Genomic DNA, 16,868 nt, shown 5'->3' on the forward strand with positions numbered 1-16,868 from the left:
CGTCAGAACCTGCTGGTCAGGAGGGCGCGCTTGACCTCCTGGATGGCCTTGGTGACCTGGATGCCGCGCGGGCAGGCCTCGGTGCAGTTGAAGGTCGTGCGGCAGCGCCACACGCCCTCCTTGTCGTTGAGGATCTCCAGGCGCTGGGCCCCGCCCTCGTCCCGGCTGTCGAAGATGAACCGGTGCGCGTTGACGATCGCGGCCGGGCCGAAGTACTGGCCGTCGTTCCAGAACACCGGGCAGGACGTCGTGCACGCAGCGCACAGGATGCACTTGGTGGTGTCGTCGAACCGGTCGCGGTCGGCCTGGCTCTGGATCCGCTCGCGGGTCGGCTCGTTCCCGGTGGTGACGAGGAACGGCATCACCTCGCGGTACGCGTCGAAGAACGGCTCCATGTCGACGATGAGGTCCTTCTCGAGCGGAAGGCCCTTGATCGGCTCGACGGTGATCGGCTTGTCCGGGTTGACGTCCTTGATGAGCGTCTTGCAGGCGAGCCGGTTCTTGCCGTTGATCCGCATGGCGTCGGAGCCGCAGACACCGTGGGCGCAGGAGCGGCGGAACGACAGCGAGCCGTCCTGCTCCCACTTGATCTGGTGCAGGGCGTCGAGGACGCGGTCGGTGGCGTGGGACGTGACCTGGTAGGTCTCCCAGTGCGGCTCGCTGTCCACCTCCGGGTCGTACCGCTGGACCTTGAGGGTCACGGTGAAGGTCGGGACGGCCCCTGCCTTCTGCTCCTCGGTGGTCTGCTTCTCGGCAGTGGCAGTCATCAGTACTTGCGCTCCATCGGCTGGTAGCGGGTCACGGTCACGGGCTTGTAGTCGAGGCGGACCTCGTCGGCGAAGGTCGGCCCCGCGCTGACGTCGCCGTCGACGGCCGGCCGGTAGGCCATCGTGTGCCGCATGAAGTTCACGTCGTCGCGCGCGGTGTAGTCCTCGCGGAAGTGGCCGCCGCGGGACTCCTTGCGGGCGAGGGCGCCCAGCGTGATGACCTCGGCGAGCTCGATGAGGAAGCCGAGCTCCACGGCCTCGAGCAGGTCGGTGTTGTACCGCTTGCCCTTGTCCTGGACGACGATGTTGGCGTACCGCTCCTTGAGCTCGTCGATGACGCCGAGGGCCTCCTTCATCGAGGCCTCGGTGCGGAACACCTGGACGTTGCGGTCCATCGTCTCCTGCAGCTCGCGGCGCAGGTCGGCCACGCGCTCGCCGCTCTCGCGGGTGCGGATGCCCTCGACCAGGCCGGTGACCAGCGCCTCCGGCTGCGCGGGCAGGTCGACCCAGGCGGCGTCGACGGCATACTCCGCGGCAGCGATGCCGGCGCGGCGGCCGAAGACGTTGATGTCGAGGAGGCTGTTGGTGCCCAGGCGGTTCGAGCCGTGCACGGACACGCACGCGACCTCGCCGGCGGCATACAGGCCGGGGACGACGTCGGTGTTGTTGCGCAGCACCTCGGCCTCGACGTTGGTCGGGATGCCGCCCATGGCGTAGTGCGCGGTTGGGTAGACCGGGACCGGCTCGGTGTACGGCTCGACCCCGAGGTAGGTGCGCGCGAACTCGGTGATGTCGGGGAGCTTGGCGTCGATGTGCGCCGGCTCGAGGTGGGTCAGGTCGAGCAGGACGTAGTCCTTGTTCGGCCCGGCGCCGCGGCCCTCGCGCACCTCGTTCGCCATCGACCGCGCGACGATGTCGCGGGGGGCGAGGTCCTTGATGGTGGGGGCGTAGCGCTCCATGAACCGCTCGCCGTCGGCGTTGCGCAGGATGCCGCCCTCGCCGCGGGCGGCCTCGGACAGCAGGATGCCGAGCCCGGCCAGGCCTGTCGGGTGGAACTGGAAGAACTCCATGTCCTCCAGCGGGATGCCGCGGCGGAAGGCCACCCCCATGCCGTCACCGGTGAGGGTGTGCGCATTGGACGTGGTCTTGAAGACCTTGCCGGTGCCGCCGGTCGCGAAGACGACCGACTTGGCCTGGAACACGTGCAGCTCACCCGTCGCGAGCTCGTACGCCACGACGCCCGCCGCGCGCTCGACGCCGTCGGCGCCGGTGTTGAGGAGCAGGTCGAGGACGTAGAACTCGTTGTAGAACTCGACGCCCTGCTTGACGCAGTTCTGGTAGAGCGTCTGCAGGATCATGTGGCCGGTGCGGTCCGCGGCGAAGCAGGACCGGCGCACGGCGGCCTCGCCGTGGTTGCGGGTGTGCCCACCGAACCGGCGCTGGTCGATCTTGCCCTCGGGCGTGCGGTTGAACGGCAGGCCCATCTTCTCGAGGTCGATGACCGCGTCGATGGCCTCACGGCACATGACCTCGGCGGCGTCCTGGTCGACGAGGTAGTCGCCGCCCTTGACGGTGTCGAAGGTGTGCCACTCCCAGTTGTCCTCCTCGACGTTGGCGAGGGCGGCGCACATGCCGCCCTGGGCCGCGCCGGTGTGGGAGCGGGTGGGGTAGAGCTTGGTCAGCACCGCGGTGCGGGTGCGTTTGCTCGACTCGAGGGCGGCGCGCATCCCGCCGCCGCCGGCCCCGACGATGACGACGTCGTACTTGTGCGTCTGCATGGGTGGTCTGCGTCCTTACTGCGCTGCGGAACGGGTCAGCGTGCGCACACGGAGAGGGTGGAGTTCGGGTCGATGCACGGGTCGAACGTGAAGATCACGAGGGTGCCGAGGACGACGGTCAGGAACGTCGCGGTCACCAGCAGGCCCTTGAGGACCCACCGCGTGTTCGCGCGCTCGGTGTAGTCGTTGATGATCGTCCGGACGCCGTTGAAGCCGTGCAGCATCGCCAGCCACAGCATCAGCATGTCCCAGACCTGCCAGAACGGGCTGGCCCACTTGCCGGCGACGAACGCGAAGTCGATCGCGTGGATGCCCTCGCCGAGCATGAGGTTGACGAACAGGTGCCCGAACACGAGCACGAGCAGCAGCAGGCCGCTGCCGCGCATGAAGACCCAGGACCACAGCTCGAAGTTGCCGCGACCCTTCGTGACGCGCTGGTAGCGCGACTTGGTCGCGGACACCGCGTCCGGTCCGGCGTGGTAGTTGGTCTCGGTGGTGGCGCTCATCATCGGCCCCTTCAGTGCGAGAAGACGTTGGTCAGGTGCCGGACCGCGAACGGGGCGAACAGCACGACGAACCCGACGACGACGCCCCAGAACATCTGCCGCTGGTACTTGGGGCCCTTGGACCAGAAGTCGACGGCGATGATGCGCAGGCCGTTGAGCGCGTGGAAGATGACGGCGGCGACGAGGCCGGCCTCGGCGATCCCCACGACGGGGTTCTTGTAGGCCGACATGATCTCGTTGTAGGCGCTGGGCGAGACGCGGACGAGCGCGGTGTCGAGCACGTGCGCGAAGAGGAAGAGGAAGAGGAGTACGCCGCTGATGCGGTGGGCCACCCACGACCACATGCCCTCACGGCCGCGGTAGAGAGTCCCCGTGGTTGCCTGCGCCACTGCGCGTCCCTTTCGAGAAAAGTGGTGACGGCGTCGCTCGCCCGGCGAGGGCGGCGGTTGCCGTGGTTCGTCGGTCAGGTTATCTGGCCGCTGCGCGGGGCCGCGCGCCGCCCGCCTGTGAGAAAGCAGACAGGCCCGGTTACCAGCCGGTATGCCGGGTGGTGCCGGCGGGAGGACGGGCCGCCGGGGTGGGCGCCCGCCGGCTCCCCACGCTCGTCTGCGCGCAGACGAGCGTCCCACTGCGCTCGGACCCGCTCTCCGCCCAGTGACACGCGGGTCTGTGCGCAGACCTCCGGGCGCGGCCGCAGCCGGCGAACTCGCGAGCGGCAGGTGACGGGAGGGTGGGGTCGGCTAGCGTTCCGGCCATGTCGACCGACCACTTCTGGGCCGTCATCCCGGCCGGGGGAGCGGGCACCCGCCTGTGGCCGTTGTCCCGGGCCGGTTCCCCGAAGTTCCTGCACGACCTCACCGGAAGCGGGCGCACCCTGCTCCAGGCGACCTGGGACCGGCTCGTGCCACTGACCGGCGACCGCGTGCTCGTCGTCACCGGCACTGCGCACGCCGAGGCCGTCGCCGGCCAGCTGCCCGACCTCCCGGCCGACCAGCTGCTCGCCGAGCCGTCGCCGCGCGACTCGATGGCGGCGATCGGCTGGGCCGCGGCGCTGCTCGAGGCGCGGGACCCCGAGGCGGTGCTCGGCTCGTTCGCCGCCGACCACGTGATCCGGGACGAGGACGCCTTCCGCGACTGCGTGAGTGCCGCCGTCGGGGCCGCCGCGGACGGCCACGTCGTGACGATCGGCATCGAGCCCACGCACCCCGCCACCGGCTTCGGCTACATCGAGCTGGGGGACCGGCTCGGGGACGGGCCGGCCCACGCGGTGGTGCAGTTCGTCGAGAAGCCGGACCGTGAGCGCGCGCAGGCGTACCTCGCCACCGGCCGGTTCCGCTGGAACGCGGGCATGTTCGTCGTCAAGGCCCGCGTGCTGCTCGACCTGCTCGCGCAGTGGCACCCCGACCTCGCTGCAGGCCTGAGGGCGCTCGCGGCCGACCCCTCGCGCCTCGAGGAGTCGTGGCCGGGGCTGGAGAAGATCGCGATCGACCACGCGGTCGCCGAGCCCGCGGCCGCGGCAGGTCGCGTGGCCGTCGTGCCGGGCGGCTTCGGCTGGGACGACGTCGGCGACTTCGCCTCCCTGGCCGCGCTGCTGCCCGACGACGCCGGTATGCCGGGCGTGCAGGTGCTCGGCGCCGCCGACCGGGTGCGGGTGGCGGACGCCACCGGGGTCGTCGTGCCGGGGACCGGCCGGGTGGTGGCGCTCGTCGGGCTCGAGGACGTCGTCGTGGTCGACACCCCGGACGCCCTCCTCGTCGTGGCCAAGGACCGCGCGCAGGAGGTCAAGGCCGTCGTCGACGCCCTGCGGTCCGAGGGCCGCACCGACCTGCTCTGACCCCCACCCTGGGTTCCTCGAGGTCCGTGAGCGATCCCGGCGGTGATCACCGCCGGGATCGCTCAAAGACCCGAGGGTGACCGACCGGGTCAGGTGACCAGGTCGCGGCGGCGGAACCCGGCATACCCGATCGTCCCGGCGGCCAACGCCACGACGAGCAGGCCGGTGAACCCCGGGAGGTTGGCATCGCCGCCCGGCAGGCTGCCGAGGTGGTCGAACGGTGACAGCCCCATCGCCCACCCGGGCAGGTCGACGAGCGGCCCGAGCTCGCCGATGAGGACGAAGGCCGCGAGCAGCCCCCACGCGGCAGCCGTCCACCGCGGGACCGTCCCGAAGAGCAGCACGGTGAGCGCCACGCACACGAGCACTGCGGGAGCCGTCGCCAGCGCGGCAGGCAGCACCTCCGCGACGCCGACCTCGCTGACCGCGCCACCGGACAGGCCCGCGGACACGCCCATGACGACGAGCAGCCAGAGCGACCCCAGCACGGCGACCAGCACGTGGCTGGACAGCCAGCGCCACCGCCCCACGTGCGTGGCGAGCGTGACCTCGGCCCGCCCGCCGCTCTCCTCCGACCGCAGGCGCAGGGCGGTGGTGATGCCGTAGGCCGCGGCGCCGACCGCGAGGAAGCGGATCTCCGTGCCGAAGAAGACCTCGAGCAGCGTGCCCTGGCCGCCGCTCATCTTGCGGAGCATCTCCTCGATGCCGGGGCTGCTGGCGATCTCGTCGACGGACCTGGCGATGCTGCCGACGACCAGGCCGAGGACCGCGTAGCCGATCGTCCAGCCCAGCAGGGTCCCGCGCTGCAGCCGCCAGGCCAGGCCGAGCGGGGAGCCGAGCGTGGCCGACGCGTGGGACGGCCCCGGGCGGGCGTCCCAGAGGCCGGAGCCGAGGTCCCGGCGCTGGAGCAGGACGTCGGCCACGACGAGCAGTGCGGCCAGGGTGGCGACCGCGGGCAGCACCAGCCACAGCCGGTTCTCGCCGAACGGGCTCACCCGCTCGGCCCAGCCGAGGAAGGAGGCGTACGCGTAGTGCTGGCCGTCGGTCGAGGTGTCGGCGGCGGCTCGGACGACGAAGGCGACCAGCAGGGTCGTCAGGGCCAGCCCCCCCGCGCCCCGGGCGGTCGTTGTCAGCTGGCACGCCACCGCGGTGATGCCGACCATGACCAGGCCGGCCACCACCTCGACGACGCCGAGGGCCAGCGACCCGGTCGCGTCGGCGCCCGTGCCGACGAGGCTCAGCGCGGACAGTCCACCGGTCGCCAGCACCGTCGTCGTGGCCAACAGGACCGCGGCCGCCAGGGGGGCCCGGCGGCCGACCACCCCGCCGGCGACCAGCTCGAACCGGCCCTCCTCCTCCTCGGTGCGGGTGTGCCGGCGGACCAGCGCGAACGCGAGGAACGCGGTGAACACGCTGCCGAGCATGATCGTCTTGAGCACGCCGACCCCGGCGGCGGTGAGCGAGGGCAGGGGACCGTACAGCGCCGTGATCGAGGGGTTGTCGGCCATGACCTTCGCCCCGGCGGCGGCCTCGGCGTCGGTCGGGTAGAGGTCGAGGGTCGCCACCATCGAGGAGTACGCCGTCACCACCAGCGCGAGCACGCTGGCCGTGACGACCCAGCGGTCGCGCCGCCAGGCCAGGCGCAGCAGGGTCCAGGTGCCGGCGAAGGTGCTCACGCCGTGACCTCCTCGCCCTGCGCCGGCGCGGCCGACAGGTCCTCGCGGTACTGCGACAGGAACAGCTCCTCCAGGGTCGGCGGCTGGCAGGTCAGGGCCTCGATGCCGAACGCGCCCAGCCGCCCGACCACGTCGCCCACGGCGCTGGACTCGACCGACATCACCAGCCGGTCGCGGTCGAGCCGGACCCCGTCGACGCCCGGCCAGCCCTGCACGTCGGCCGGGTCCGGGGTCCGGCCGAGGGTCGCGGTGACGCTGGTGCGGGTGAGGTGGCGCAGGTCGGCCAGGGTGCCGGAGTCGACGATCCGCCCGGCCCGCACGATGCTCACCCGGTCGGCCGTGGCCTCGACCTCGGAGAGGATGTGGCTCGAGAGCAGGACCGTGCGCCCCTCCTCGCGGGCCCGGGCGACCTGCCCCTCGAACACCTTCTCCATGAGCGGGTCCAGCCCCGACGTCGGCTCGTCGAGGACGAGCAGCGGGACGTCGCTCGCGAGGGCCGCCACGAGCGCCACCTTCTGGCGGTTGCCCTTGGAGTAGGACCGGCCCTTCTTGGTCGGGTCGAGCTCGAAGAGTCCGAGCAGCTCGTCGCGCCGCCGGCGGTCCACGCCACCGCGGAGCCGGCCGAGCAGGTCGATCACCTCCCCGCCGGTGAGGTTCGGCCACAGGACGACGTCGCCCGGGACGTAGGCGAGCTGCCGGTGCAGCTCGGTGGCGTCCCGCCAGGGGTCCCGGCCCAGGAGGGTGACCGTGCCGCCGTCGGAGCGCAGCAGCCCCAGCGCGATCCGGATCGTGGTGGACTTCCCCGCGCCGTTGGGTCCGAGGAAGCCGTGGACCTCGCCGCGGTGGACGGTGAGGTCGAGGCCGTCGAGCGCGACGGTGGAACCGAAGGTCTTGCGCAGGCCGGTGGCCTGGAGCACTGCATCCATGCTGGGAGTGTACACAGTTTTCAGAAATTACTGAATGCTCTAAAGTTGTCCCCATGACTCCCCCCGTGCGCCGACCCGACCCCGCCCGGTTCGTCGAACGGTTCGGCTCGGCCCTCACCGAGGCCGGGATGCAGCGGCTGCCGTCCCGCGTGTTCGCCGCCCTGCTCGCCGACGAGGACGGCCGGATGACGGCGGCCGAGATCGGGGAGGCGCTGTCGGTGAGCGCCGCCTCCGTGTCGGGGGCGGTGCGGTCACTGCAGCAGATGCGGATGATCCACCGCGAGCGCGAGCCGGGCACCCGGCGGGACGTCTACGTCGTGGCCGACGACGCCTGGCACGACGTCATGCTCAACACGCCCCGGATCTACGAGCCCCTCACCGTCGCCCTGCGCGAGGGCGTGGAGGAGGTCGGCGGCCGCGGGTCCGGTGCGGGGGACCGGCTGGCGCTCAGCGTCCACTTCCTCGAGTTCGTCACCGAGGAGATGCAGCTGCTCTCCGCCCGGTGGGACAAGCGGCGGGCCGAGCTGGGGTACTGACCGCCCCGGCGCGTGACCGAGCCCACGGTGAGGTCGGCCACGCAGGCCGCGCCCGCGGCATACCGGCTCACTATCGTGTGCGGCATGGCCGCCGACGTCCCCGACGCACGCTCCGAGTCCGACCTGCCGATCAAGGCGGTGTACGGCCCGGACGACCTGGCCGGCTTCGACGCGGCGGACCAGCTGGGGGAGCCCGGCGCCTTCCCCTACACCCGCGGGGTCTACCCGAACATGTACACGGGGCGGCCCTGGACGATGCGGCAGTATGCCGGGTTCGGCACCGCCAAGGAGTCCAACGAGCGGTACCACGAGCTCGTCGCCAACGGCACTGGCGGCCTGTCCGTCGCCTTCGACCTGCCGACCCAGATGGGCTACGACTCCGACGAGGCCATCGCCCACGGCGAGGTCGGCAAGGTCGGCGTGGCGATCGACTCCATCGACGACATGCGGACCCTCTTCGGCGGCCTGCCCCTCGGCGAGCTCTCGACCTCGATGACGATCAACGCCCCTGCCTCGACCCTGCTGCTGATGTACCAGCTGGTCGCCGAGGAGAACGGCGCCGACCCGGCGCGGCTGGCCGGCACCATCCAGAACGACGTGCTCAAGGAGTACATCGCGCGCGGCACCTACATCTACCCGCCGAAGGAGTCGCTGCGGCTGATCAGCGACATCTTCGCCTACTGCGCCAAGGAGCTGCCGCGCTGGAACACCATCTCCATCAGCGGCTACCACATGGCCGAGGCAGGGGCGACGCCCGCGCAGGAGATCGCGTTCACCCTCGCCAACGCCAGGGAGTACGTCCGCGCGGCGCTCGCAGCCGGGCTCGACGTCGACGACTTCGCGCCCCGCCTGTCCTTCTTCTTCGTGGCGCGCACGACCCTGCTCGAGGAGGTCGCCAAGTTCCGCGCGGCCCGCCGGATCTGGGCCCGGGTGATGCGCGACGAGTTCGGGGCGCAGAACCCCAAGAGCCAGATGCTGCGGTTCCACACGCAGACGGCCGGGGTGCAGCTCACCGCCCAGCAGCCCGAGGTCAACCTCGTCCGGGTCGCGCTCCAGGGCCTCGGGGCCGTGCTCGGCGGCACGCAGTCGCTGCACACCAACTCCTTCGACGAGGCCATTGCCCTCCCGACCCAGAAGGCCGCCCGCCTCGCGCTGCGCACCCAGCAGGTCATCGCGTACGAGACCGACGTGACCAAAACGGTCGACCCGTTCGCCGGCTCCTACGTCGTGGAGTCGATGACCGACGACGTCGAGGCCGCCGCGCTCGAGCTCATGCAGGCGGTCGAGGACCGCGGGGGAGCGGTGGCCGCGATCGAGCAGGGCTTCCAGAAGTCCGAGATCGAGCGGTCGGCCTACCGGATCGCCCTCGAGATCGACAGCAAGGAGCGCACCGTCGTCGGCGTCAACCGGTTCACCCTGCAGGAGGAGGAGCCGTACGAGCCGCTGCGGGTGGACCCGCAGATCGAGGTCGACCAGCGCGAGCGGCTCGCCGCCCTTCGCGTGGACCGCGACAACGCCGCCGTCGAGGCCGCCCTCGAGGCGGTCCGGGAGGCGGCCCGCGGCACCGACAACGTGCTCTACCCGATGAAGGAGGCGCTCCGCCTTCGCGCCACCGGCGGCGAGATCAGCCACGCGCTGCGCGACGTGTGGGGCCTGTACGTCCCGCGCGAGACCTTCTGACCTCCGTCTGACCTCGGGTCGCCGCCCGCGGGGGCGCGGGTACAGTGCGCCCTGATGCCTCCGAACCCCCTGCTCGACGCGGTCTGCGCCAGTGTCGACACCCTCGCCCCCCACCTGCTCGAGGTCCAGCGCGACATCCACGCGCACCCGGAGCTGTCCCGCGGGGAGCTGCGCACCACCGGCCTCGTCGAGCGGCGGCTGCGCGAGGCCGGGGTCGCCGTCACGACCCTGCCGGTCTCCGGACTGGTCGCCGACCTCGGCGCCGAGCAGCCGGCATACCGGGTCGCGCTGCGCGCCGACCTCGACGCCCTCCCGGTGAGCGAGCGGACCGGGCTCACCTGGTCCTCCACCACGGAGGGCATCTGCCACGCGTGCGGCCACGACGTGCACGTTGCGGCCGTGCTCGGCGCGGGCCTGGCGCTCAAGGAGCACGAGGAGGGCCTGCGCGAGCGCGGCATCGGCGTGCGGCTGCTGTTCCAGCCGGCCGAGGAGGTCATCCCCGGCGGCGCGGTCGACCTCATCGCCGCCGGCGCCCTCGACGGGGTCGACGCCGTCTTCGCGGTCCACTGCGACCCCACCATCGACGCCGGCAGCGTCGGCCTGCGCGAGGGCCCGATCACCGCAGCGGCCGACCGGGTGACCGTGCACCTCAGCGGTCGCGGCGGCCACACCTCCCGCCCGCACCTCACCGAGGACCTCACCTTCGCACTCGCCAAGGTCGTCACCGAGCTGCCCGCCGTCCTGTCGCGGCGCCTGGACCCGCGCACCGCCTTCGCCCTCGTCTGGGGGGAGGTCCACGCAGGTCAGGCGGCCAACGTCATCCCGCCGAGCGGCACCGCCGCCGGCACCCTGCGCATGCTCGATGCCACCGCGTGGACCACGATCGGCCCGCTGCTGTCCGAGGCGGTCCAGCACGTGGTCGCCCCGTATGCCGTGACGGCCGTGCTCGAGCACGTCCAGGGCGTGCCGCCGGTGGTCAACGACGTCGCGGCGATCGACGTGCTGCGCCAGGCCGCCGAGGGCGGTGGCCTGACCCCGGTCGGCACGCCGCAGTCGCTCGGCGGCGAGGACTTCGCCTGGTACCTGCGCCGGGTGCCCGGCGCGATGGCCCGCCTGGGGACCCGGACCCCGGGCGGCCGCACGTACGACCTGCACCAGGGGGACCTGGTCGTGGACGAGACCTCCGTCGCCCACGGCGCCCGGCTGCTGGCGGGGGCCGTGGTGGCCGGGATGGTCAAGAGTTCGGCTGAGGGGACCGTCGCGGATCGGTAACGGTTTGCGGGAATTGCAAGATGTACGGCCAAAGGCGGTCGGAGCGCGGAGTTCTTGCGGCTATCCTGCCGCCCTAGTGGCGCACCATGGCGCCTCGTGCAGACCAAAGAACAGGAGACAGCCTTGCGTCACACGATGAAGGTTGCAGCGGTCGTGTCAGTGGCAGCACTGGCCCTGGCCGCGTGCGGTGACTCGGGCAACGGCTCGGGCGGGACCAGCTCGAGCAGCGGCAGCAGCTCGAGCTCGGGCGGGAAGAAGTCCTCGCTCAAGGTGGGCATGGCCTACGACGTGGGTGGGCGTGGTGACCAGTCGTTCAACGACGCCGCCGCCGCCGGCCTCGACAAGGCCAAGTCGGAGCTGGGTGTCGAGACCAAGGAGGCCGCGGCCGTCAACGGCGAGAACGAGGCCGCCCGCGAGGAGCGCCTGCAGCAGCTCGTCGACGCCGGCTACACGCACGTGGTCGCCGTCGGGTTCGCGTATGCCGCCTCGGTCGGCAAGGCCGCCAAGGACAACCCCGACGTCCACTTCGCCATCGTCGACGACGCCTCGGCGGACTCCAAGGGCCCGAACGTCGACCAGATCACCTTCGCCGAGAACGAGGGCTCGTTCCTCGTCGGCGCGGCAGCCGCACTGAAGACCAAGACGAACCACATCGGCTTCGTCGGCGGCGTCAACGTCCCGCTGATCAAGAAGTTCGAGGCGGGCTACATCGCCGGCGCCAAGGCGGTCAAGCCGAACATCAAGATCGACTCCCAGTACCTCACCCAGCCGCCGGACTTCAGCGGCTTCGGTGACCCGGCCAAGGGCAAGACCGCAGCCGAGGGCATGTTCCAGAAGGGCGCGGACATCGTCTACCACGCCGCGGGCGGCTCCGGCGGCGGCGTCTTCACCGCGGCCAAGGCTGCGGGCCCGAACCACTGGGCGATCGGTGTCGACTCCGACCAGGCGCTGACCGCCCCGGCCGAGGTCCGCGACATCATCCTGACCTCGATGATCAAGAAGGTCGACGTCGCGGTGTACGACTTCATCAAGTCGGCAGCCGACGGCAAGGAGCTCACCGGCAACCAGATCTACGACCTGGCCAAGGGCGGTGTGGACTACTCCACGACCGGCGGCCACCTGTCGGACATCAAGTCCAAGCTCGACGACTACAAGCAGCAGATCATCGACAAGAAGATCACGGTTCCCACGACCCCCTGATCTTCGGCTGAGGGTTGGTTGCACGGCCCGGGCGGCGCGGTAGCGTCTGACCCGGGCCGTGTGCTTCCCCGACCCGAGGCCCTCGCCGGCCATGACCCGGCGACCCACAGCGCCACCCGCTCGCGACGCCGCGGGCCCGGACCAGGAGCGTGACCCCATCACCGCCTCTCCACCCCTGCCTCGGACCGCAGCGGAGCCGTCCTCCGCGGGCGTCCCCGCCGTCGAGCTCGAGGGCATCACGAAGCGGTTCCCCGGTGTCGTGGCCAACAAGGACATCACCTTCGCCGTCCGGCGCGGCACGGTCCACGCGATCGTCGGGGAGAACGGCGCCGGCAAGTCGACGCTGATGAAGATCCTCTACGGCGTCCAGCGACCGGACGAGGGGACCATCACCGTCGACGGCAAGGTCGTCGACCTGCACTCGCCGTCGGATGCCATCGCCGCGGGCATCGGCATGGTCTTCCAGCACTTCATGCTGGCCGACAACCTCACCGTCCTGGAGAACGTCGTCCTCGGCGCCGAGAAACTGCACGGCATCGGGGACGGCGCGCGGCGGGAGATCGCGCGCATCTCCGAGGCGTACAAGCTCGGCGTCGACCCCGACGCGCTCGTCGCCGACCTGGGCGTGGGGGACCGCCAGCGCATCGAGATCCTCAAGGTCCTCTACCGCGGCGCCAAGACCCTCATCCTCGACGAGCCCACGGCCGTCCTCGTGCCGCAGGAGGTCGACGAGCTGTTCGACCAGCTGGCCGAGCTCAAGGACGAGGGCCTCACCGTCCTGTTCATCTCGCACAAGCTCGACGAGGTCCTGCGGGTCGCCGACTCGATCACCATCATCCGGCGCGGCACCACCATCGACACGGTCGAGCCGCAGTCGGTCAACGCCCGCCAGCTCGCCGAGCTCATGGTGGGCTCGGAGCTGCCCTCCCCCACGACCGAGGAGTCGACGGTCACCGACCGGGTCCTGCTGCGGGTCGAGGACCTCGTCCTCGCGGGTGGCACCGGCCGGCCGGTCCTCGACGACGTCTCGCTGACGATCCACGCGGGCGAGGTCCTCGGCATCGCCGGCGTCGAGGGCAACGGCCAGGCCGAGCTCGTCGAGGTCATCATGGGGATGCGCGAGCCCACGTCCGGCCGGGTCTTCCTCGGCGACACGGACATCTCCGACTGGGGCGTGCGCGAGATCCGCGAGGCGGGCGTGGGGTACATCCCCGAGGACCGTCACCGCCACGGACTGCTGCTCGAGGCTCCGGTGTGGGAGAACCGCGTGCTCGGCCACCAGACCGAGGAGCCCAACGTCAAGGGTGCGCTGATCGACGCCGCCGCCGCCAAGGCCGACACCGAGCGGATCGTCAAGGAGTACGACGTGCGGACGCCGTCGATCTTCGTGACCGCCGGCTCGCTGTCCGGCGGCAACCAGCAGAAGCTCATCATCGGCCGCGAGATGAGCCACCACCCCAAGGTGCTCGTCGCCGCCCACCCGACCCGCGGCGTCGACGTCGGCGCGCAGGCCAGCATCTGGGACCACATCCGCGCCGCGCGCCGCGAGGGCCTGGCCGTCCTGCTCATCTCGGCCGACCTCGAGGAGCTGATCGGCCTCTCCGACACGATCCGGGTCATCCTGCGCGGCCGGCTCTCGGGCGACTTCGACCCCGACCACGTGACCGCCGAGGACCTCGGTGCCGCCATGACCGGCGCCGGTGAGAAGGAGCAGACCGCATGAACCGGCTCAGCCCCCGCCGGGTCCTGCTCGGCCTCGCAGCCCCGGTGCTCGCGCTCGTCGTCGCCTTCGTCATCACCTCGCTCATCCTCGCCCTGTTCGGCGACCCGGTCGGTGACGTCTGGAAGACCATCCTGCACGTCCCGAAGCCGCGCCAGACGGTGCAGATCGTCAACGCCGCCACCGTGTACTACCTGTCCGCGGTCGCCGTCGCGGTCGGCTTCCGGATGAACCTGTTCAACATCGGCGTCGACGGGCAGTACCGGGTCGCGGCGTTCGCCGCCGCGGTGTTCGCCGGCCAGGCCTGGCTGCCGGGCGTCCTCAACATCCTCGTCGCCATCGTCGTCGCGATGGTGGCCGGCGGGCTCTGGGCGAGCATCGCGGCATACCTCAAGGTGAAGCGCGGTGTCTCCGAGGTGATCTCGACGATCATGCTCAACGCCATCGCCACCGGCGTGGTCAGCTGGCTGCTGCTCAAGGTCGCCGACCGGCAGGAGGGGAGCAACGCGGTCAACACCAAGCAGATCCCCGACTCCTCCCAGCTCCAGGGCCTGCAGCTGGTCCCGGGCGCGACCAACCGTGTCTACACGCTCATCGTGCTGTCGATCGTCGTCGGCGTGGCGTACTGGTTCGTGCTGGGCAAGACCCGGTTCGGGTTCGACCTGCGCGCCACCGGACGGTCCGAGACCGCGGCGGTGGCCAGCGGGGTCAGGGTGCCCCGGATGGTGATGACGGCGATGATCGCGTCGGGCGCGCTCGCCGGCCTCATCGGCATGCCGCTGCTGTTCGGGCAGGACCACAACTACGGCACGACGTTCCAGTCCGGGCTCGGGTTCGCCGGCATCGCGATCGCCCTGCTCGGGCGCAACAACGCCGTCGGGATCGCGTTCGCCTCGGTGCTGTGGGCGTTCCTCGACATCCAGTCCAACGCGCTGCAGATCACCGCGGGCGTGGCCCAGGAGATCGTCTTCATCATCCAGGGCGTCATCCTGTTCGCGGTCGTCATCGCCTACGAGCTGATCCGCCGCACCGACAAGCGGCTCGAGCAGCAGCGGGTGGCCAGGGAGCTGGCCGCCCCGACGGCGACCCCCGCGACGGAAGGAGCCGCGGCATGAGCGCCGCCGGACTCGAGGTCGGCACCAAGCCCGTCACCGACCGGGTGCCCAGGCGGCGCCGGTTCGGCCTGCGCGAGTGGGCCGTCGTCGCGGTCGGCGCGCTCGCTGTCGTGTCGGTCCTGCGCGTGGTCACCGGCGCCAACGACATCATCAGCTCCGGCGCGCTGGCTGCCGCGATCGGGCTGGCGGTGCCGATCGGCCTCGCCGGCCTCGGCGGCCTGTGGTCCGAGCGCGCGGGCGTCGTCAACATCGGCCTCGAGGGCATGATGATCCTCGGCACGTGGGGCGCCGGGTTCTTCGGCTACCACATGGGTCCGTGGATGGGCGTGGTCGGCGCGATCCTCATGGGGATGCTCGGGGGCCTCATCCACGCGATCGCGACGGTGACGTTCGGGGTCGACCACATCGTCTCCGGTGTCGCCATCAACATCGTCGGCCTCGGTGTGGCCAAGTACCTCGCGGCGCGCTTCTTCACCGGCCTGCCCGGTGGCGGCCCGACCCAGTCCCCGCCGATCAAGGACCTGCCGGCGTTCACGCTGCCCGGGGTCTCCGACGCGCTGGGCACGGTGGAGCGCAAGAACTGGTTCTTCGTCAGCGACCTCGCCGCCGTGCTGCGAGCGGTCTGCACGAACCTGTCGATCCTGACGATCATCGCCGTCCTGCTGTTCGTGGGGACGTGGTGGGTGCTGTGGCGCACGCCGTTCGGCCTGCGGCTGCGGTCCGTGGGCGAGTCGCCCGTGGCAGCGGAGTCGCTCGGCGTGCACGTCCTGCGGTACAAGTTCCTCGCGGTCCTCGTCTCGGGCGGTCTCGCCGGCCTCGGTGGCGGGTTCCTCGCCCTCGTGGCCGCGAACATCTACCGCGACGGCCAGACCGGCGGCCGCGGCTACATCGGCCTCGCGGCCATGATCTTCGGCAACTGGCGGCCCGGCGGCCTGCTCAGCGGCGCGGCCCTGTTCGGCTACACCGACGCGGTGCAGCTGCGCGGTGGCGCGACCGTGCACGCGTTCCTGCTGCTGTTCGCCGTGATCCTCGTGGCCGTCGGCGTGTGGCAGATCGTGCGCAACCGCCGCCTGGTGCAGGGCATCCTCGCCCTCGTCGTGGGCGTGCTCGTGGCCTGGTGGTACTTCGCCGCGGACGCGGTGCCCGCCGAGCTCACCGGCACGACGCCGTACGTCACGACGCTGCTGGTCCTCGCGTTCGCCTCGCAGCGACTGCGGATGCCGGCCGCCGACGGCCAGATCTACCGCAAGGGCGAGGGGGCCTAGTGCCGGGCACCGAGCCTCAGCCGTATGCCGTGGAGCCCGGCGGCGAGCAGGGCGGCGCCCCCACGCCGGATGGCGCCGCGCCCGGCAGCGACGCGGGCGGCAGCGACGCGGGCTCCAGCGACGCGGGCGGCGGGCACACGCCGGCACCGGTCCACGGCGGTCCCCACGGCGCCGAGCACGTCGACTGGGAGGTCCTGCGGGAGCAGGCGGTCGCCATCATGCGCAAGGCCTACGCGCCGTACTCCCGCTTCCCGGTGGGGGTGGCCGGCATCGTCGACGACGGCCGCGTGGTCGTGGGCTGCAACGTCGAGAACGCGGCCTACGGAGTCGGGCTCTGTGCCGAGTGCGGCATGGTCTCGTCGCTGCACGCCAGCGGCGGCGGCCGGCTCGTCGCGGTGTCGTGCGTCGGCGGTGACGGTCAGCCGCTGATGCCGTGCGGCCGGTGCCGGCAGCTGCTGTGGGAGAACGGCGGCCCGGACTGCCTGCTGCTCACCCCCGAGGGCGTCCTGCCGATGCGTGAGGTGCTGCCCCAGGCGTTCGGCCCGGACAACCTGACCGCCGCTGCCGCAGCCGACCACCCCGCCTGACCGCCG

The 16,868-nt window shown here is 71.7% G+C and carries 14 protein-coding genes and 1 pseudogene; 9 read left to right on the top strand and 6 right to left on the bottom strand.

Features of this window, described 5'->3' with window-relative positions; translation table 11 throughout:
* Positions 1-2: 2 nt before the first annotated feature.
* The 4 genes from ACYVDO_RS00575 to sdhC are packed head-to-tail and all read right to left on the bottom strand — an operon-like array spanning position 3 to position 3,440.
* The gene (locus ACYVDO_RS00575; protein WP_460931967.1) at positions 3-767 is read right to left on the bottom strand and encodes a succinate dehydrogenase iron-sulfur subunit; all 765 of its coding nucleotides are present in this window, start codon (positions 765-767) and stop codon (positions 3-5) included.
* A complete protein-coding gene (gene sdhA / locus ACYVDO_RS00580; RefSeq protein WP_460931969.1) occupies positions 767-2,545 on the bottom strand; it encodes a succinate dehydrogenase flavoprotein subunit in 1,779 nt (592 codons plus the stop codon). Before sdhA ends, ACYVDO_RS00575 begins: the two co-directional genes overlap by 1 nt.
* A gap of 35 nt (positions 2,546-2,580) precedes the next feature.
* On the bottom strand, positions 2,581-3,051 hold the full coding sequence (locus ACYVDO_RS00585; RefSeq protein WP_460931971.1) for a succinate dehydrogenase hydrophobic membrane anchor subunit: 471 nt from the start codon (positions 3,049-3,051) through the stop codon (positions 2,581-2,583).
* 11 nt (positions 3,052-3,062) lie between these two features.
* Entirely contained in the window at positions 3,063-3,440 is a 378-nt protein-coding gene (sdhC, locus tag ACYVDO_RS00590; protein ID WP_460931972.1) for a succinate dehydrogenase, cytochrome b556 subunit, read from the bottom strand.
* A 365-nt stretch (positions 3,441-3,805) separates the two neighbouring features.
* On the opposite strand from sdhC, the gene ACYVDO_RS00595 reads away from it, so the two are divergent.
* Positions 3,806-4,885 carry a mannose-1-phosphate guanylyltransferase gene (locus ACYVDO_RS00595; protein WP_460931974.1) on the top strand — a complete coding sequence of 360 codons (1,080 nt, stop codon included), beginning with the start codon at positions 3,806-3,808 and terminating at the stop codon, positions 4,883-4,885.
* An 89-nt stretch (positions 4,886-4,974) separates the two neighbouring features.
* Here the strand turns inward: ACYVDO_RS00595 and ACYVDO_RS00600 are convergent, their stop codons facing one another.
* Together ACYVDO_RS00600 and ACYVDO_RS00605 are read right to left on the bottom strand one after the other, a co-directional pair.
* The gene (locus ACYVDO_RS00600; protein ID WP_460931976.1) at positions 4,975-6,561 is read right to left on the bottom strand and encodes an ABC transporter permease; all 1,587 of its coding nucleotides are present in this window, start codon (positions 6,559-6,561) and stop codon (positions 4,975-4,977) included.
* Positions 6,558-7,487 (bottom strand): ABC transporter ATP-binding protein, encoded by a 930-nt coding sequence (locus ACYVDO_RS00605; protein ID WP_460931978.1) that lies wholly within the window; start codon positions 7,485-7,487, stop codon positions 6,558-6,560. Before ACYVDO_RS00605 ends, ACYVDO_RS00600 begins: the two co-directional genes overlap by 4 nt.
* A 53-nt stretch (positions 7,488-7,540) precedes the next feature.
* Between ACYVDO_RS00605 and ACYVDO_RS00610 the strand changes: the two genes are divergently transcribed.
* The 8 genes and pseudogenes from ACYVDO_RS00610 to ACYVDO_RS00645 all read left to right on the top strand — a co-directional run.
* The gene (locus tag ACYVDO_RS00610; RefSeq protein WP_460931981.1) at positions 7,541-8,023 is read left to right on the top strand and encodes a GbsR/MarR family transcriptional regulator; all 483 of its coding nucleotides are present in this window, start codon (positions 7,541-7,543) and stop codon (positions 8,021-8,023) included.
* An 84-nt stretch (positions 8,024-8,107) separates the two neighbouring features.
* Complete coding sequence (locus ACYVDO_RS00615; RefSeq protein WP_460931983.1) at positions 8,108-9,703, top strand: acyl-CoA mutase large subunit family protein; 1,596 nt, start codon at positions 8,108-8,110, stop codon at positions 9,701-9,703.
* Between the two features lie 54 nt (positions 9,704-9,757).
* A complete protein-coding gene (locus tag ACYVDO_RS00620) occupies positions 9,758-10,975 on the top strand; it encodes an amidohydrolase (protein ID WP_460931985.1) in 1,218 nt (405 codons plus the stop codon).
* Between the two features lie 135 nt (positions 10,976-11,110).
* Entirely contained in the window at positions 11,111-12,175 is a 1,065-nt protein-coding gene (locus ACYVDO_RS00625) for a BMP family lipoprotein (protein ID WP_460931987.1), read from the top strand.
* Positions 12,176-12,266: 91 nt separating this feature from the next.
* Positions 12,267-13,898: an ABC transporter ATP-binding protein gene (locus ACYVDO_RS00630; protein ID WP_460931989.1), complete on the top strand. Its 1,632-nt coding sequence runs from the start codon at positions 12,267-12,269 to the stop codon at positions 13,896-13,898.
* Positions 13,895-15,010: an ABC transporter permease gene (locus ACYVDO_RS00635; protein ID WP_460931991.1), complete on the top strand. Its 1,116-nt coding sequence runs from the start codon at positions 13,895-13,897 to the stop codon at positions 15,008-15,010. Before ACYVDO_RS00630 ends, ACYVDO_RS00635 begins: the two co-directional genes overlap by 4 nt.
* Complete coding sequence (locus tag ACYVDO_RS00640; RefSeq protein WP_460931993.1) at positions 15,007-16,275, top strand: ABC transporter permease; 1,269 nt, start codon at positions 15,007-15,009, stop codon at positions 16,273-16,275. Before ACYVDO_RS00635 ends, ACYVDO_RS00640 begins: the two co-directional genes overlap by 4 nt.
* Positions 16,276-16,454: 179 nt before the next feature.
* Positions 16,455-16,862: pseudogene (locus ACYVDO_RS00645) on the top strand (cytidine deaminase); the annotation flags it as partial.
* Between the last annotated feature and the right edge of the window lie 6 nt (positions 16,863-16,868).

The organism is Phycicoccus ginsengisoli, assembly GCF_054779295.1.

Coding starts and splice junctions, on each gene's coding strand:
- ACYVDO_RS00575 (WP_460931967.1), bottom strand. CDS start 767: ATGACTGCCACTGCCGAGAAGCAGACCACCGAGGAGCAGAAGGCAGGG.
- sdhA (WP_460931969.1), bottom strand. CDS start 2,545: ATGCAGACGCACAAGTACGACGTCGTCATCGTCGGGGCCGGCGGCGGC.
- ACYVDO_RS00585 (WP_460931971.1), bottom strand. CDS start 3,051: ATGAGCGCCACCACCGAGACCAACTACCACGCCGGACCGGACGCGGTG.
- ACYVDO_RS00595 (WP_460931974.1), top strand. CDS start 3,806: ATGTCGACCGACCACTTCTGGGCCGTCATCCCGGCCGGGGGAGCGGGC.
- ACYVDO_RS00605 (WP_460931978.1), bottom strand. CDS start 7,487: ATGGATGCAGTGCTCCAGGCCACCGGCCTGCGCAAGACCTTCGGTTCC.
- ACYVDO_RS00610 (WP_460931981.1), top strand. CDS start 7,541: ATGACTCCCCCCGTGCGCCGACCCGACCCCGCCCGGTTCGTCGAACGG.
- ACYVDO_RS00615 (WP_460931983.1), top strand. CDS start 8,108: ATGGCCGCCGACGTCCCCGACGCACGCTCCGAGTCCGACCTGCCGATC.
- ACYVDO_RS00620 (WP_460931985.1), top strand. CDS start 9,758: ATGCCTCCGAACCCCCTGCTCGACGCGGTCTGCGCCAGTGTCGACACC.
- ACYVDO_RS00625 (WP_460931987.1), top strand. CDS start 11,111: ATGAAGGTTGCAGCGGTCGTGTCAGTGGCAGCACTGGCCCTGGCCGCG.
- ACYVDO_RS00630 (WP_460931989.1), top strand. CDS start 12,267: ATGACCCGGCGACCCACAGCGCCACCCGCTCGCGACGCCGCGGGCCCG.
- ACYVDO_RS00635 (WP_460931991.1), top strand. CDS start 13,895: ATGAACCGGCTCAGCCCCCGCCGGGTCCTGCTCGGCCTCGCAGCCCCG.
- ACYVDO_RS00640 (WP_460931993.1), top strand. CDS start 15,007: ATGAGCGCCGCCGGACTCGAGGTCGGCACCAAGCCCGTCACCGACCGG.